This window comes from Sorangium sp. So ce726 (genome assembly GCF_051521405.1).
Taxonomy (GTDB): domain Bacteria; phylum Myxococcota_A; class Polyangia; order Polyangiales; family Polyangiaceae; genus Sorangium.
On sequence record NZ_CP150349.1, the window covers coordinates 430,800 to 447,051 of the forward strand.

The 16,252-nt window shown below is 73.6% G+C and carries 11 protein-coding genes; 3 read left to right on the forward strand and 8 right to left on the reverse strand.

Features of this window, described 5'->3' with window-relative positions:
- Positions 1–233 precede the first annotated feature (233 nt).
- The 3 genes from WME79_RS01625 to WME79_RS01635 are packed head-to-tail and all read left to right on the forward strand — an operon-like array spanning position 234 to position 3,177.
- Positions 234–1,385 carry an alpha/beta hydrolase gene (locus WME79_RS01625; RefSeq protein ID WP_437531221.1) on the forward strand — a complete coding sequence of 384 codons (1,152 nt, stop codon included), beginning with the start codon at positions 234–236 and terminating at the stop codon, positions 1,383–1,385.
- A 42-nt stretch (positions 1,386–1,427) separates the two neighbouring features.
- The gene (locus WME79_RS01630; RefSeq protein ID WP_437531222.1) at positions 1,428–2,648 is read left to right on the forward strand and encodes a GNAT family N-acetyltransferase; all 1,221 of its coding nucleotides are present in this window, start codon (positions 1,428–1,430) and stop codon (positions 2,646–2,648) included.
- A gap of 13 nt (positions 2,649–2,661) precedes the next feature.
- Positions 2,662–3,177, forward strand: coding sequence for a J domain-containing protein (locus WME79_RS01635; protein ID WP_437531223.1), 516 nt, complete (start codon positions 2,662–2,664; stop codon positions 3,175–3,177).
- A 21-nt stretch (positions 3,178–3,198) separates the two neighbouring features.
- On the opposite strand, the gene WME79_RS01640 is transcribed toward WME79_RS01635, so the two are convergent.
- From WME79_RS01640 to WME79_RS01675, 8 genes are all read right to left on the reverse strand, one after another.
- The gene (locus tag WME79_RS01640) at positions 3,199–6,519 is read right to left on the reverse strand and encodes a protein kinase domain-containing protein (RefSeq protein WP_437531224.1); all 3,321 of its coding nucleotides are present in this window, start codon (positions 6,517–6,519) and stop codon (positions 3,199–3,201) included.
- Positions 6,520–7,003: 484 nt separating this feature from the next.
- On the reverse strand, positions 7,004–7,708 hold the full coding sequence (locus tag WME79_RS01645) for a thioredoxin family protein (RefSeq protein ID WP_437531225.1): 705 nt from the start codon (positions 7,706–7,708) through the stop codon (positions 7,004–7,006).
- Between the two features lie 38 nt (positions 7,709–7,746).
- Positions 7,747–8,640, reverse strand: a complete 894-nt coding sequence (locus tag WME79_RS01650; RefSeq protein WP_437531226.1) for a hypothetical protein — start codon at positions 8,638–8,640, stop codon at positions 7,747–7,749.
- Between the two features lie 2 nt (positions 8,641–8,642).
- Entirely contained in the window at positions 8,643–9,647 is a 1,005-nt protein-coding gene (locus WME79_RS01655; protein ID WP_437531227.1) for a phosphatase PAP2 family protein, read from the reverse strand.
- Between the two features lie 16 nt (positions 9,648–9,663).
- Positions 9,664–10,020: a cupin domain-containing protein gene (locus tag WME79_RS01660; protein ID WP_437531228.1), complete on the reverse strand. Its 357-nt coding sequence runs from the start codon at positions 10,018–10,020 to the stop codon at positions 9,664–9,666.
- Between the two features lie 174 nt (positions 10,021–10,194).
- Positions 10,195–11,892 (reverse strand): DUF4139 domain-containing protein, encoded by a 1,698-nt coding sequence (locus tag WME79_RS01665; RefSeq protein ID WP_437531229.1) that lies wholly within the window; start codon positions 11,890–11,892, stop codon positions 10,195–10,197.
- Positions 11,893–11,911: 19 nt separating this feature from the next.
- Positions 11,912–14,179, reverse strand: coding sequence for a DUF4139 domain-containing protein (locus tag WME79_RS01670; protein WP_437531230.1), 2,268 nt, complete (start codon positions 14,177–14,179; stop codon positions 11,912–11,914).
- Positions 14,180–14,253: 74 nt separating this feature from the next.
- A complete protein-coding gene (locus WME79_RS01675) occupies positions 14,254–15,993 on the reverse strand; it encodes an Eco57I restriction-modification methylase domain-containing protein (RefSeq protein WP_437531231.1) in 1,740 nt (579 codons plus the stop codon).
- Positions 15,994–16,252: the final 259 nt, after the last annotated feature.

A 16,252-nucleotide genomic window follows, 5' to 3' on the forward strand; every position in this document is an offset into this window, starting at 1 on the left:
GCCCCGGTGGACCGGGCACCAGCGAGGGGAGGGTACACGAGACGCAGCGCCGTGTGACGCCTGCGGACCGCCCACGGCGGAGCTTTTTCCACGACGGCGCGCCAGAGCGCGCCTGCTCGTGATCGCCGTGGGTGGCCGTGCGATGTTGGCGTGGCAAGGCCCCACAGCGATGGCCTCGCTGGTGGGTCAAACGAGGTTGCGTACAGCAAAATAATCCGCAATAGACGGAAAGGATGATCCTGCATCAGGCCCAGGTCGAGCAGACGGTCGACCGCGACGAGCGGGACAGGTTCATCAAGGAACTCGTGGTGGTGCGGGTCCGCAGCACCGCGCACGAGTCCCCGCCGGCGAGCCGTGGGATCGAGGGGGCGCGCGCGCCGGGGGTGGAGGACGCGGAGCCGGTGGAGCGGGACGTGCCGCTGGCGATGATCCGCAAGCGGAGCGCGCGGCTCCGGAGCACGGTGGCGAGCGTGCTGCTGATCCACGGGTACGGCCAGAACCGGTACATCTGGCACCTGCCGTCGCGGAGCTTCTCGAACTACCTGGCGCGCGCGGGCTTCGACGTCTTCAACCTGGACCTCCGAGGGCACGGTCGGTCGCGGCACCTCGGGGCGCGGCGGCCGGCGCACGTGACCGATTTCGTCCGCGAGGACGTGCCGGCGGCGATCGAGGAGATCCGGCGCATCTCGGGCCCGCGGCCGGTGTATCTGATCGGCCACTCGCTCGGCGGGCTCGTCAGCTACGCGACGGCGCCGACGATGGGGGACGCGGTCGGCGGGATCGTCACGCTCGGGAGCCCGTACCTGTTCACGCACGGGTCGCGGTCGCTCGCGCTGCTCGGCCGGCTGATGCTGACGGTGGACCGGCGCGTCCCGCTCGGGCAGGGGGCGCTCCCGCTGTCGGCGTGGGGCGAGCCGTTCCGGTTCGTGCGGGCGTTCGTCGAGAGCCCGATCTTTCCGCTGCCGATCCGGGGGTTCGTGCCTGGCTCGATGGAAACGCGGGTGCTCACGCAGCACATGTCGCTGGCGATGGACAGCGGCAGCATCACGGTGCTCCGGAACATGTTCCTGGACGCGGCGGCGTCGCGGAAGAGCGGCCACCACATGGGGAGCCTCTTCGGCTACGCCGAGCGCTTCGAGCAGCTCGACCTGCCGCTCCTGGTCATCGCGGGCACGCACGACGACCTCGCGCCGCCGGCATCGGTGAAGCCGGCGTACGATTTCAGCCGCTCCTCGGACAAGACGTACCGCGCGTTCCCCCGCGGCCACCTCGACATCGTCGTCGGCCGGGACGCGCCGCTCACGGTGTGGCCGCTCATCGAGGCCTGGCTGAAGACCCGCATCCGGCGGGCGGCGGCGAGGGAGCGCGAGCAGCTGAGCGCGTAGGACGCCGCGCGAGGGCGCCGGCGCGACTGCTATCGTGGCCCGATGAACATCGAGCTGCGGCAGCTGGCCCCCGAGCAGCACGGCGAGTTCGTCCAACCCATCCTCACCGCCTTCGGCGCGCTCGTGAACCCCGAGCGCCTGGAGGCGATGAAGCGGCTCCAGGAGCTCACGTTGCGCCTCGGCGCGTATGACGGCGAGTCGCTCGTCGGCGCCGCCGGCACGTTCTCGCTCACGATGACCACGCCGGGCGGCGCCCTCCCGGTCGCCGGGCTCACGGCGGTCGCGGTCATGCCGACGCACCGCCGCCGCGGCATCCTCACGCGCCTGATCCGGCGGCACCTCGACGAGGCGCGGGCCGCGGGGCAGCCGATCTCCTCTCTCTGGGCCACGGAGGGATCCATCTACGGCCGCTTCGGCTATGGCCTCGCGTCGCAGGCGTGCTCCATCTCGATCGAGCGCGATCGCAGCGCGTTCCGTGGGGAGGCGAGCGCGGAGGGCCGGGCGCGGCTGCTCGGGGAAGCCGAGGCGCTCGAGGCGTTCGCGCCGGTCTGGGAGCGCGCCCGCCCGCTTGTCCCCGGGATGCTGGCGCGCTCGGAGCCGTGGTGGCAGGGCCGGCGGCTGAGCGACAACGACTTCATCCGCCAGGGGGGCGGCCCGCTCCAGCGCGTCGTGATCGAGGTCGACGGGCGCGCCGAGGCCTACGCGCTGTACTGCATGCACCACCGGTGGGACGCGTCCTCGATCCCGATCGGCTCGATCCGCGTCATCGAGGCGATCGGCGCCTCGCCGCTCGGGACCAGGCTCGTCTGGCGGTACCTCTTCGACCTCGATCTGGCGCAGCGGATCGAGGCGAGCCTCCTGCCGCCCGATCATCCCCTCGGCATGCTCCTCGTCGAGCCGCGGCGGCTGCGCCTCACGGCGAGCGACGGGCTGTGGGTGCGCATCCTGGACGTCGAGGCCGCGCTCGCGGCGCGCGCCTACGGCAGCGGCGAGGCGCTCACGCTCGAGATCACCGACCGCGATTGCCCCTGGAACGCGGGCCGGTTCAGGCTGCACGGGGGCGAGCGGCGCGCGGCGCGGACCACGGCGGCGCCGGACCTCCGCCTCGACATCACGGCGCTCGGCTCGGCGTACCTCGGCGGCGTCTCCTTCCGTTGCATGGCCGACGCGGGGCAGGTCGATGAGCTCTCCGGAGGCGCCATCGAGCGCGCGGACAGCCTGTTCCGCGCCGCGCGCGCCCCGTGGTGCCCCGAGATCTTCTGAAGGCCCGGCCCCGATGACGCTCCCGCTCCGCGGCGTCTACGCGGTGACGCCGACCCGCCGCCGCCGCTTTCTATGGGCCGCCTGGTGGACGGCCGAGCCGGCGCGCGAGCCGTTCCGCCCCCCGGACGCGAGCCAGGGCGGCGCGCGGACCGTCGAGGAGGCGCGGGCGCAGGCCGAGCGCGCGGCCGGGCGCCCGCTCGTCGAGATCGAGCCGGCGTGGGCGACGGCCTGGACGCGCATCCTGCGCGGCGAGCCCCCGTGGCCCAAGCCGCGCGCGCGGCGGGAGGCGCCCCCGCCCCCCGGGCCGTCGAGCCGCGCGCCGTCGCGGCCAGCGTCCGCGCGCGGCGTGTCGCCGTTCGCGGTGCTCGGCCTGGCGGAGGCCGCGAGCGCGGACGAGATCCGCCAGGCGTTCCGCCGGCTCGCGCTCGTCACGCACCCCGATCGCGGCGGCGATGCGCGCGAGTTCATGCGCGTCAAGTGGGCTCACGACGAGGCGATGGCCAGGCTCGCCCGGCCTAGACGCAGGTAGCGCCGCTACGGGGATCCGGGGCTAAGGGTGGCTCGCTGCGGCGACCTTGCCCGCCTCGTCGAGGAGCGGCGCGTACTCGCGCGCGAGCAGCGGGTTGCCGCGGAGCGCCTCTTCGAGCGAGGCCCCGGCGCGCTGGGCCAGATCCAGGCGCGCCGCGCGCTCGCGCTCCGCCTTCGCCCTCAGGAGGAGCAGCGCGCCCTTCCTGGCGCTCGCCAGCGGGAAGCCCGGGTCGATGGCCAGCGTGCGCTCGATCAGCGCGAGCCCCGCCTCGACCTCCGAGCGCACGTCGAGGAGCCCGAGTCCGGTCAGGGCGGCGCGCTGCCGGTGGACCTCGGCCAGGGTGCCAAAGATCCTCGGATTGCCCCCGTTCGCCTCGAGGGCGCGGAGCAGCGACCGCTCCGCGGCGTCGAGCGCCGCCGCAGGGCTCCTGGCGCGCGACGCGGCCCACCGCGCCGAGAGCAGCTCGATGTGGCCGAGCGCGAGGAGCGCCCCCGCGTTCTGCGGCCTCGCGGCCACGATGGGCTCGAGCTCGCCCCTCGCCGCGCGGAGCGCGGCCGTCGGATCCTCCCCCCGGAGGAGCGCCCAGTGCGCCGCCTCGATGCGCGCGAGGCCCGCCCCCTGCTTCGCCTCGAGATCGTCCGGGTTGAGGCGCGCCGCCGCGCCGTACGCCTCGATCGACCGCGCGAGCGAGACCTCCGGGCTCCCGCCGGTGAGCCGCTCGTGCCGGGCCTGGATCAGGTAGGTCAGGGCCAGGTTGTTGTAGGCGCGGTAGCTGTCCGGGCGCCGCCGCAGCGCCGCCTCGAGGCTGTCCTTGGCCACGTCGAGCGACTCCTCGGGCGACGCCCCGTGGTCGAGCTCGTACTGCGCGCGCCGCGCGTAGAGCCAGCCCTGGTTGAGCAGCGGCGGCATGTCGTTCGGCGCGATCTCGAGCGCCCGCTCGGCGTACGACGCGCCGATCTCGAAGAGGGGGAGGGGATCGGCGCCGCGGGACGCGGCGTACTCGGCCATCATGCCGTAGGCGATGGCGGCGTCGTTCCACGCCCAGAAGGAGTTCGGGTCGAGGGCGAGCGAGCGCTGCGCGCTGTCGACCGCGCGGCCGAGCGAGGGCCACGCGTCGAGCCCCACGGCGCTCTCGTGCGACGCGAGGAGGAAGAAGCTCGCTCCCATCGCGCCGTACGCTGTCGCGTCCGACGGGTCGCCCTGGACCGCTTGCTCGCTGGCCGCGACCGCCTCGACGAGGTCCGACCTCGGGTCCGAGCCGCGCGACAGGTCGCGCCTGGCGCGGTGCACGAGCGCCCAGGCCTTCTTGGCGAGCGCGCCGCTCGCCCGCGGGTTGGCCCGGAGCGCCTTGTCGCACCGGGCGATGATCTGCGCGACGACCTCCTCCGCGTCTCCGCCGCGCTGCGCCTCGATCAGCATGATCTCGCTCAGGGCGCGCGCGGCCGCCTCGTGGACGTCGGGATCGCTCTCGGCCATCTCCGCCGCGGCGTCGTACGAGGCGACGGCGCCCCAGAACTCGACGAGCGCCGCCGCGTGCTCCCCGAGGTCGCGCGCCGCCGTGCCCTTCGCGAGCAGGATGTCGCCTTCCAGCTTCTTCGCCTCGTATTCCCAGGGAGATCGCGCGAACGCTAGCCGCGCGTCGGCGAGCGCCTCGTCGAACCGCCCCTCGTAGAGCGCGATGAGCGCCACGGCGTACGACGGCGGCTCCGCGGCGGATCTCACGCTGTCCCTCAGGTACCTGATCGCCGGCTGCTTGTGCCGCTCCTCGAGCTCGAGCTGGTGCGCGGACCGCTCCCCCTTGTCGGCGAGGCGCCGCGCCCGATCGAGCCCCTTCAGGTAGAGCATGCCGTGCACGAGGCCCGCCGCGAATTTCGCGTCGCGCGTGGCATACCCGCTCGCGAGCGCCGCCTCGAGGTGCGCGAGCGCCTCCTCGGGCTCGTGCAGCGCGAGGTGCCCGCGCCCGAGCGCGTAGCGGCCAGGGCCCTCGACGAGATCGCCCGTCGTCTCGCGCATGCCCTGCATCTTCCGGTCGATCTCGCCCATGCGCGCCCGGATGACCTCCTTCTCCCGCGACACCTCGTGGAGGGGGAGCGCGTAGGCGTAGCGCATGAACAGCTCCATCTCCTTGACGTCCTGACCGAAGCCCTCGGCCAGGGACGCCACGCGCGCGGCGAGCTCGGCCTGCCGCGCGGCGGCGAGCTTCGCGCGGAGGGCGACGGCGCCCGAGAGCGCGAGCACGACGAGCGCCACGACGGCCGCCGCGACCGCGAGCCTGTGCTTCCTGGCGCGCTTCAGGGCGCGGTAGCCGAGGCCCATCGGCCGCGCGTCGATCGGCTCCCCCTCGAGGTAGCGCTCGAGATCGAGCGCGAGCATCTTCGCGGAGTCGTACCGCCGCTGGGGCTCCTTCTCGAGGCACTTCATCACGATGGTCTCGAGATCGACGGGGATCCTCTTGTCGATCTTTCGCACCGGCGCCGGCAGCTCGTGCGCGACGCGGGCGATGAGGCTCGTCACCGACGGGTCGACGAACGGAGGGCGCCCGGCGAGCACCTCGTAGAGCGTGGAGCCGAGGCAGTAGACGTCCGTGCGGCGGTCGAGCTGGCGCTGGCCCCCGGACACCTGCTCAGGCGCCATGTACGCCGGCGTCCCTTCGCCGCTCGTCGTCGCCCGGGCGTCCGCCGCGGTGTCCCTCGCGAGCCCGAAATCGAGGAGGTAGGGGCGGAAGGCGCCCTCGGCGGTCCGCTCCACCAGGATGTTCGCCGGCTTGATATCGCGGTGGATCAGCCCGAGCCGGTGGGCGGCGTGCAGGCCCTCCGCGACGTCGGCCACGATCTTCACCCGCTGCTCGAGGGACATCTGCTGCGCCACCCGGTGGAGCGGCTGGCCGTCGATGTACTGCATGGCGATGAACGGCTGGCCCTGCGCCTCGCCCACCTCGTACACCTTGCAGATGTTCGGGTGCTCGACCCGGGCCTGGGCCCGCGCTTCCCAGATGAAGCGCTGGGCGAGCTCCGGATCGTTGCCCCGTATCAGCTTGAGCGCCACGTACCTGTGGAGTCGCGGGTCCCTGGCCTTGTAGACCGTGCCCATTCCCCCTTTCCCGATGAGCGACTCGCACTCATACCGATCCCAGTTGCGGATCGGAAACCTGCTCGGCACGCGCGACGAGGGCGGCTCGACGCACATGAAGACCGTTTCCTGCGCGGCGCCCGAGCTCCCCGGCGGTGCGGAGCGGGAAGGCCTGCTCTGGGGCGCGATCGAGACGGGGCGGGACGTGGGCTCCTCGTTCGCCGACCACGCGGCGTTCGCACTCTCCGGGCCCGCTCCTCCCATTCGGCTCATGACTCGGACCCTTTTTAACAGCGAAGGCGGAGCCCCCCAGCGCATGGCCTCGAATCGCCATCATCCCGGACCCCCTGGCCGCTTGCCAGCGAGCGTCTCGCTTCAGGCGTGAGCTACGAGCGATATGACAAAACTGTCACCCAACGGTAAACCTGAGTTTACGTCCATGTCAACACCCCGGACGGGGCCTATCACCGCGCTTTTGGTTTGTAATGTTTTGTAATGTTCCAGCAGGGGGCCAGGGTGCGATGCGCTCGACGCGGCGATGGGCGCCGGGCGGGAACAGACGGCGGGCGCGGGGTCAGCGACGTTCAGCGACGTTCAGCCGCGCCGACGACAGCGCCAATGAACGATCCAGCGAGAGAGCCCGGCGAGAGAGCAGCGAGGAGCGGGACGCCGTCCGCGACGCTATTTGTGGGGCGCGCGACATGATGCCGAGGTGGGTTCAGCTGCTCCGCTGCTCATGGGCCCGCCGGCGGGCTGCTCAGTACTTGACGGTGCAGCCGAACGCCTCGGTCTCTTTCGTGGAGATCGCCTTGCCGGCGGCGAGCTCGGTCAGCGCGGCATCGACGTAGTTTGTGACCTGCTCGCCCGGCTCGGGCTCACCGCCCTTCGTGCTGTCGATGGCGCCGGCGTAGACGACCGTACCCTGGGGATCGATGACGACCATGTGCGGTGTGCGCTGGGCGCCGTACGCGCGCCCGACATCGCCCTTCTCGTCGATGAGGACCGGGTAGCTCATCCCGAACTCGCCCTTTGCCTTCACGTTCTCTTCCTTGGTGGTGCCCTGCTTGCCGGGAGCGCCCGAGTTGATGGCGAGCCACACGACCCCCTTCTGGGTGTGCTGCGCCGGCACGCCCTTCAGGCCGCCTTGGCGGTGCGCGAGCTGCACGAACGGGCAACCGGGGTTGAACCATTCGAGGACGACCGTCTTGCCCTTGTGATCGGCCAGCTTGACGGGCGTGCCGTCGAGGTCCGGCAGCGTGAAATCGGGCGCGGGCTGCCCGATCTTGGCCTGGGCCGCCTTCGCCTGAGCCGCCGGCGCGTCCGCCGCCTTCGCCTTCGGGGCGTCGGCCTTGGCGGGCTGCGGCGCGGCGGCGCCGGTGGCCGCGGGCGCGCTCGCCTCGCCGGGCTGGGTGCACGCCGCGAGGGCCGCGGCGAGGAACGTCAGGGAAATGAGCTTGTTCATAGGGGGACGCTTACCACGCGTCGCGCCAGGCGCATGTGTCACGGGAACTCCGGCCAGCGATCGCCGGTCGCCCACCGGTATCGAAGGCCGAGCTGGCCGAGATCCGCGCCCAGCAGGCCGAGCTGATCGGGCGTCGCGGCCACCACCATCACCGTCCCCACTGCGTCCAGGTGGTGCGTCAGCGACACGGCCAGCACGGGGCCGACGCGCACGACGATGCTGTCGCGGCCAGGGTTGCCGAGCACCTCGGCGGCGGCGCCCAGGCGGAGCTCGCCGAACCGGTCCATCTCCGCCATGTAGCCGAGCCGGGCCCGGTAGAGGTACGGCGGCTTCATCACCGCGTGGAGCGCCTCCTCGTAAAGGTAGAACCCCTGCGGCGTCCCCAGCACCGCATAGCCGGTCGCGACGCCGAACAGGCTGCCTCCAAGCAAGGGTATCGAGCCCGACACCTCGATCTCCCCCGCGACGTACCGCGACGGGGGGCCCTGCATGAGCTCGGTGTCCCTGCGCGTGTACGACGCCCGAGGCTCGAGGAAGTACTGGGTCGTCGAGAAGGCGTATCGCGCGCCGCCGCGGATCTCCACGCTGGGCAGCGCGGCGCGGAGGCCCAGGTACTCCGCGCCGCCGTTCGGAGATACGCTCGCGTAGGCCTCGATCCCGAGCCAGGACCAGTGCGGTTTGCCCACGCCGAGCGCGAGGCTCGGCCTGAAATAGATGACGCCGAGATCCATCAGCGCGGAGAGGAACGGGCGCGCGGCCGCGCTCCGCGCCCAGTAAGAGCGCTTCTGCAGGAGGTCGATGCCCGAGGGCACCGGCGGCGGCTCGCCGGCGGGCGACGGCAGGTCGGCCGGATCCTGGGCACCAGCCCCGGCGGGCAGCAGGGTGAGGGCGGCGAGCGCCGCGGCGGCGGCCAGCGCGCGGCGGAGCGCCATCGCTAGAACCTGCCCACCAGGTACCCGCCGAGCGGCGCGGGCGCGAAGCTGAGCGTGATGCCGTCCCCGCGCGGCGCGTCCGAGGCGCGGGCGCCGCCGCGGTAGTGCAGGAGCCACGGGAGCCCGAGGCCGGTCAGGGCGCCGACGGCCGCGCCCGTGAGCGCGTCGGTCGCGAAGTGCTGGTCGGAGACGACCCGGAGCGTCGCCACGGCCGCCGCCGTCCCGAGCGACGCGGCGCACGCGAGCGCGTCGGGCGCGCCGCCGCCGTACAGGGGCAGGTGTGCGTGGTGCGAGCACACGAGCCCCGCCGCCGTGAAGGCGGTCGAGCTGTGGCCGCTGAAGAAGCTCCTGTAGCGCTTGCTCTCGCGGCAGTCTCGGTCTTGCTGCTCTTCTGGCCCGGCGCAGCCGGCGCGGTAGGGGCGCTCGCGGCTCGTGAGCCCCGCGACGACGCCGTTCAGGGCCGCGTTCAGCGCGAGCGCCTCGACGTCGATCATCGCGATCTCCCACGCGACGCTGCCGCGGCCGTGCCCCCACCAGGTCACGAGCAGGGCGTCCACCGCGAGGTGGTTGGTCATCAGCGTGAGCAGGAGATCGCTCGCGTCCCGCGCCATCTCGCGCTGGCGATCGCTGCGGATGCGCAGGGCGTCGCGCGCCGAGCCGTCGAAGCCGTTCACGGTCGTCCACCGGCCCTCCGACGGCGGGATGGCGAGCGTGCCGAAGGCGGTCGCGGCCAGGAGCCCCGTGGCCACATATTCGCTGACGCGGAAGCGCGGCCAGGCCGGATCCCACGCGACCTCGGGCCGCGCGCGCGAGAGCTCCTCCGCCGCGGCCCGGCGCGGCGCGCTCGGCACCATCGCCCCGGAGCGGAGGGTGGTGGTGTCGCCGGCTCCCCGTGTCGCCGCGCCGGACGGCGCCGCGGACGGCTCGGCTCGCGCCGCTGCAGCGCCGAGCAGCGCAGCCACGGCGAGCGCGCTGGAGGCGAACCGGAGGGGCGCGGCGCACCTCAAGGAGCGAACCGCGCGATCAGAAATCAGGATGGCCGATGACGAGGAACTCGAGCGGCCCGGCGCCTGTGTTGCGCAGCCCGTGGTGTACGTTCGTCTCGACGTGCATCATCTGGCCGGGACCGAGGGGCACCTCGCGGTCGCCGACGATGCCGAGCGCCTGCCCGGCCAGGATGTAGATGGTCTCGGTGGTCTCCGTGTGGAGCTCGCGCGAGATCTCACAGCCGGGGCCCATCGTGCCCTTGTAGAAGCCGAAGGCTTGCCCGCGATCTCTTCCCAGCAGCTGCGCCATGAAGACGCCTCGGTTGGGCAGATACTCCATCACGTCTTCGTCGGCCGCGGTCAGCACTACGGCTCCGTCGATCTGCTGCCTCATGGCGATCCTCCTTCTCCGCGAGTGAAGCCGCTGGGAGATCGATCCGTTACATAAGCGCACCGCGTCCTGTCAACGGCGCTCCGTCCAAACCGTGCGACGGCGGCCGTCAGACTCTCAGCTTCCCTGCTTCCCTGCTTCTCACCTTCCCCGCGCCTGCCCTCTGCGTTTCCTGCTTCAAAAAGGCAACACCACGCTCGCGGCGGCGCGGAGCTCGTAGCTGAACGACATCGTCTTCAACCCCTTCGGGGGCAGCTCGACGTGGCCACGGAGAAATCCGTCCTTCTCGTCCAGCGTCCAGCCGGGGGCCTCGCCGAGCGCGACCTCTACCTCGGCCACCTCGCTGACAGGGATCCGCTCGGTGACCAGCACCCGCTTCACGTTGCTGGAGAGGTTGGACACGGAGAGCTTCACACGCCGGCGGATCTTGCGGGTCCCCGTGAGCGCCGCGGTGTCCTGCTCCTCGTCGATGGTGCGCCGCACGCGCACGGCGTCGTCCACGCCGAAGCCGAGCTCGAACGGCTCGCCGGCGCCCACGAAATCGAGCCGGGCGCGGCCGATGAGGCTGCCGCCACGCGCGACGCGCACCGGGCCCGCCAGCAGCGGGCGCGGCCGTCCACCGGCGCCGCCGCCGTCCAGCGTCACCGTGGCGCGCAGGTGGGCCGCGGGGTGGACCTCGGGGTACAGCACCAGCGCGAGCTCGGCGGGGAGCGAGCGCCGCGCGATCTCGATGCGCGTCGGGCGGCCGTCGGAGGGGAGGGTCACCGGCTCCGCCGCCTCGAAGATCAGCGGCTCGCCGCCGTCGTCCACGCCCGGCATCTCGTCGACAGCCCGCGCCCCGCGGTCGAGCCCGGCCGCGGCGATCGCCTGGTCGCGCGCCTCGACGATCACGCGGCGGCGCTCGATCTCCGTCTTGCGCCGCACACGAAGCACGTCGTCCTCGAGCAGCGGCGCCTCGGCGCTCCTCGACGGCCGCGCGGTCGAGAAGCGCGCGGTGACGTTCTCCCAGACCTCGCCCGTCGCCTGCCACGCCGCCGCCCAGGTGGTGAGCTCGATCGAGCCGCCCGGCCCCTGCGCTGCCGCGCCGCCCGCGGCGCCGGCAGCGAGCCGCGCCAGGTGCTCGGGGCGCCAGATCGCGCACGCGACGCGGTACGTCAGCTCGATATCGACGGGCTGCGGCGCGGAGGCCTGCACCTCGACCTCGATCACCGCTTCATAACGCGGTTGCTCGACCGACCCCTCGCGCAGCCGCGCCGCGGCGCGCCGAGCGTCCTCCTCGGCGCGCGCCCGCGCTGCGCGCGCGTCGGCCGACGCGCCGAGCGCCTCGGCGAGCGCCGCGTGCAGCGCCTCGGCGCCGCCGCGCCACGAGGCGAGGCGCTCGGGCTCGCCGGCGTCCTTCGGGACCTCGCTCATCGCCCGCGCCCACTTCGCGAGCAGCTGGTCGAGGTGGGCCTCGCGGCGCGACGCCCGGTCCCGCGCGCGCTCCGCGGCGCCGGCCCGCAGCGACGCCTCGCGCTCCTCGCGCTCCAGCGCGTCGATCGCCTCGCGACCGAGCGCCGCCTCCCTGTGCGCCCTCCACCGTACGCGCGCCGCCGTCACGCGCACCTCGTCCGCGCCCGCGCCCGCGATGCGCGCCTGCACGGTGCGCTCGTCGACGAACACCGAGACGCCGCCGATCGCGATCCACTGCGCCCCGGCCTGGACCTCGACGCGCGCCGCGCGCACGACCTCGGCGCGATCCTCGAACAGCGTCACCGCGCGCGCGACGCTCGGGAGCGGCGCGCGGGCGCCTTCGTGCGCGCCGCTCCCGTCGCTCCCGCCGCTTCCGCTGGCGCTCCGCCCAGCCAGGTCCGAACCGCTCGCATCCGTTGCCATGGTGCGCTCGTTTCCTTTGTTATTCCCGACGGTTACCGCCGACAATCTCGTTCTTGGACGAGAACACCACGCGGTAGGTGAAGGCGACGGAGGCCTTGCCGCCTGGCGCGATCGGGACGCGCCAGCGCAGCCCGCCGCGCACCGGCTCACCGAGCTCCTCCTGGGTGTACGGCTCGGCCTTCGGCTGCGATGAGAGGAGCTTGATCTCGACGTCCTTGTCGTCCGTCACCGGGATGCGGTCGAGGACCTCGACCTCGACGCCCATCCCGAGCGAAGAGGAGAGATCGATGACGACCGCGTGCTCGACGGCGAGCGAGCCGCCGAGCAGGCCGGCGCTCGACTCGTCCACGCGCGCGTTCCTGGCGACCCGGATCCGCTCCTCGACGCCGAGGCCGGCGCGGAGCAGGCCGCCCCGGTCCACGCGGCCGAGCGCGGCCTGCGCCGCGAGGGCGCCGTCGACGAAGATGTCGACCGGCCCAGCGAGCAGCGGGGCGTCGAACGGGTTCTCGACGCGCGCCTCGCGGTAGACCTCGGCGGCCTCGCGGGGCGCGGTCACGAACCGGGGCGCGGCGGGGGCGCGCGCGGCGCCGAGCGCGACGCGGTGGAGCCTGCCGTTCGACGGCACGTCGGCGGCGCTCTCGCCGACGTAAAGGTGGTCGAACTGCCCGCGCGAGTCGCGCGGATCCACGGCCCGGGGTGGGGCGCCGAGGTCCGCGATGTCCTGCTCTGCCCGATGCGCGTTGCGCCTCGAGGGCCCAGGCTCGTCGCGCTCGAGCCGGCCGCGCTGTTTGCCCGCTCCGGGGAGGTGCAGCGCGTCGAAGTCGAGCCACTCCTCGACCTGCGCGGGCTCGAGCGGCGCCGGGGCGGCCCCGGCGCCCTCCTGCGCCTGCTCGGGAGCGAGCCATTCCTCCTCGAGGCTGGCCGTGATCTCGACGCTCGCCGCGGAGCTGAGGGCGCTCCGGGGGACCGGGGGCGCGCTCGCCTGGGGAGCCGGCGCCGGGGGCGGCGCCCCGTAGCCGCCGCCGAACGACGGGAGCGACAGCCCGCGCGACTTGCGCGCCGGCGCGGCGAGCGGCATCGGCGGGGCGAACGCCATCGGCGCGGCGGCCGGCACCGGCGGCGGCAGCGCGCCCGCGCCGGACGGCGCAGGCGGCGCCAGCCTCTTCATCGCCGCGATGGACTCCGGGCTGGCCCGGTTCCGCGTGGCCTCGTCGCCGTCCCGCGCGGGCGGGAGCTTTCCAGGCGCGGCGGTGGTCCGCGCGGCGGGCTGGGGGAGGGCGGCGACGAAGCGGTCGAACCCGTCGAACATGGCGTCGAGCCCCTCCGGCGCGGGGCGGTAGCCGCGGCGCGGGGGGCGCTGCGCGCGGCTGAGCCGCAGCGAGGCGAGCTCCGGCAGCCGCGTGTCCTGCACGAGATCGGCGGTGGCGAGCGCGAGGCGCACGTCCTTCCAGTCCTCGCCGGAAGCCTGCGCGACGAGCGCGTCGAGCTGCATGGCGACCTCGGTCGCGCCGCGCGAGAACCGCGCCGCGTAGGCGGGCCACCAGCGCGCGGCGAACACGGCGTACTCGAGCCGGAGCGCCGGCTCACCGGCCGCGCCGCCGCGCTCCGGCGCGAGCCGCACGACCACGTCGAGGCGCGCCGGGTCACGCTCCTCGACCTCTCCGCTCGTGGCCTGGGCGGCGTCGACCTGCGCGGCCAGGAGCTCCTTCCGGGCGCGCTCGAGCTCCGCGTCGAGCGCGGCGGCCCGGGCGTCGAGCGCGGCGAGCTCGTCCGAGAGCAGGCGGCTCACCGCGAGCGCGTCGCGGATGCGGGCCGCCGGGTCGCCCGGCCGAAAGCGCCGCGCGAGCTCCGGATCGAGCGCGACGGCGCCGAGCTGGTCGCGCCAGAGGCGGAGGTGGTCGCGCTCTGCCGACAGCCGCGCGATCGCGAGCTCGAGCTCGCGGAGCTCGGCGGAGAGCGCGCTCCTCGAGACGGGCGCCGGGGGCACGACGAGCCGCGCGCGCACGCCGATCACGTCGCGCACGTCGCGCGGGGGCCCGGAGGCCGCCGCCGCGCCCGCCGGGGCGCCTGCGGCGGCGCCGCCCGTGGCGTCAGCGCCTGCGGCCGCGGTGATGAGCGCGCGGAAGCTCCCCGGCTCGGCGAGGGGCGTGATCCCTGGCACCGAGATCTCGACCGCCCCCCGCGGGAGCGGCGCCGCTAGCTCGATGCGGCGGGTGACGATCGCCCCGCGCGCGTACACGACGACCCCCTCGATACGGCTAGCGCACTCGATCTTCTCGGCCGTCATCGCTCGTCCCCTCGCCCGCGAAGGCCCCGTGAGAGCGCGACGGTATCACGCCGCGCGTGGCCCCGGATAGCGGGCTATCTCCTCGTGTCGAGGAAGCCGAACCCGGGGAGCGCGTCGATGCCGTAGGCGCGCAGCGCGAGCTCGTCGAGCCGGTCGAAATCGCGCCGCCGGAAGGAGCTGCGGAGATCGCTTATCAGCTCCTCCGCGACGCTCTCCGGCGGGGGCAGGCGGATCCGCCGCAGGTACTGGGCCTGGAAGCGCAGGTAGCCTCCGCGCATCTTGACCGCATAGGACCACACGAAGAAGAGCGCGACCCTGGAGCCGAGCAGCCCGCCGAGGGCCTCCATGTCCCAGCCCTCCGAGGTGATGAAATAGAGATTGTGGTGCGGATAAAACCTGCCCTCGTCATAGACCACCTCGTTGGCGCCCGCGATGTCAGGGACGAGCAGCTTCGGGGCGGTGGCCAGCGCCGGAACCACGCGATCGATGGTGCGGAACCAGCCAGCGCCGCCCCGCCGGGCGATGTAGCGCCTCCTGATCTCGGCCTCGTGCGCGTGCAGGTACCCGGAGAGCCTGGGGTACTCCTCGAGGTTGACCACCTTGCCGTCGGATCCGAAGGGATTGATGACGAACCGCCTGGCGTCGCGGATGCGGCCGTCCTCGATATCGTCTCGCATGACGAGCGGCACGAGGCGATCGCGCTCGATATCCACCTCTTCACCGACGATGTAGATCCTGTCGCTCCCGGTGGCGACGCCGATGCCGACGCGGGTCCCGCCGACCTCCTCGATCGGCGCGAACCGCGCCTCGAGCGCGCGCAGGGCCTCGAGGTGCGCTGGCGAGCCGAGCACCCATGGGTCGTCGCCCTCGAACCAGGAAGCGTACTCCGACACGGCGACGCCGGAGCCGCGCTCCGCCGCGCCCGCCTCCGCGCGTCCCTCCGCGCGTCCCTCCGCGCGTCCCTCCGCGCGTCGAAGCGCGGCGGAGGCGGCCTCGCATTCCTCCGGCGAGGCGGTGCGCAGCGTCGCGACAGGGACGCTGCCCGTCTTGCCAGGGGACACGGCGAATATCGACGGGTAAGCGACGACCTCGGACTCGAAGGGAGAGGCGCCGCGCAGATCGACGTAGCACCGCACCCGGAACCACCTCGACAGGATCCGGCGGAGCGGCGCGCCGTACCGATTGAGGGTCCACCGGTCGGCGCAAATGAAGGAGAGGACCCCGCCGGGCGCGAGGAGCTCGAGGCCGCGCTCGATGAACGCCACATAGAGATCGGCGCGGTCGTAGAGCGACCTGTACCGGTGTCGATACTCCTCCTGGAGCTCGGGCGAGAGCTGTTCGATCCGGACATAGGGCGGGTTGCCGACCACCGCGTCGAACCGGCGTCCCTGGCTGGTGAGCAGGAAGTCGCCGTGGGCGATCCAGGCCTCCGAGAGGCGCGTCGCGTCGCCGTGCGGCAGCCCGAGCCGCGCGAGGGCGCCGGCGACCGCGAGGCGCGCGCGGTCGACGTGATCTCGCTCGACGTCGTACGACCGGATCGCCGGCTCGATCTCGAGGAGGTCGCGATCGTGGCGGCGCGCCGACTGGATCAGCCGTTCGGCGGCGGGGACCAGGAACGCGCCGTGGCCGCAGGCTGGCTCGAGGAGCGACAGCGATGCGAGATCCCGGTCCTCGGTGTAGCCCGCGAGATCCAGGATGAGATTCACGACGTGGGGTTTGGTCAGCACCACGCCGTGGGCCTCGCCCGACGAGCGCTCGCCGTAATCGTAGGCGCTCTGCGGGAGCATGACCGTCAGATCGAGGGCTGTCTGCATTGGCGCCGCGAGCATGGTAGCCGCGATCGGCGCGCGCGGGCGACGCTCCACGGCCGCGCTCGCCGCGCGGTCGCGGCGCTCGAGGCCGCGGCCGGCCGCCTCGCCCCGGGCCTCTTCCCCGCTCCCGTGCCGTCGTTGAGGCGCTTTCCGCTTCCGCTTCCGCTTCCGCGCCCGGGGCGAGGCGCGGATCCCGTTTCAGGGGGCGTCGCCATCGAATAGGGTAGAGTCGCCTCATGGCCTTCCCCCTGTCTGTCTGTCC

Excerpts from the sequence above, each read along its gene's own strand:
- WME79_RS01625 (WP_437531221.1), top strand. The coding sequence starts at position 234 with ATGATCCTGCATCAGGCCCAGGTCGAGCAGACGGTCGACCGCGACGAG.
- WME79_RS01630 (WP_437531222.1), top strand. The coding sequence starts at position 1,428 with ATGAACATCGAGCTGCGGCAGCTGGCCCCCGAGCAGCACGGCGAGTTC.
- WME79_RS01635 (WP_437531223.1), top strand. The coding sequence starts at position 2,662 with ATGACGCTCCCGCTCCGCGGCGTCTACGCGGTGACGCCGACCCGCCGC.
- WME79_RS01640 (WP_437531224.1), bottom strand. The coding sequence starts at position 6,519 with ATGAGCCGAATGGGAGGAGCGGGCCCGGAGAGTGCGAACGCCGCGTGG.
- WME79_RS01645 (WP_437531225.1), bottom strand. The coding sequence starts at position 7,708 with ATGAACAAGCTCATTTCCCTGACGTTCCTCGCCGCGGCCCTCGCGGCG.
- WME79_RS01650 (WP_437531226.1), bottom strand. The coding sequence starts at position 8,640 with ATGGCGCTCCGCCGCGCGCTGGCCGCCGCCGCGGCGCTCGCCGCCCTC.
- WME79_RS01660 (WP_437531228.1), bottom strand. The coding sequence starts at position 10,020 with ATGAGGCAGCAGATCGACGGAGCCGTAGTGCTGACCGCGGCCGACGAA.
- WME79_RS01665 (WP_437531229.1), bottom strand. The coding sequence starts at position 11,892 with ATGGCAACGGATGCGAGCGGTTCGGACCTGGCTGGGCGGAGCGCCAGC.
- WME79_RS01670 (WP_437531230.1), bottom strand. The coding sequence starts at position 14,179 with ATGACGGCCGAGAAGATCGAGTGCGCTAGCCGTATCGAGGGGGTCGTC.
- WME79_RS01675 (WP_437531231.1), bottom strand. The coding sequence starts at position 15,993 with ATGCAGACAGCCCTCGATCTGACGGTCATGCTCCCGCAGAGCGCCTAC.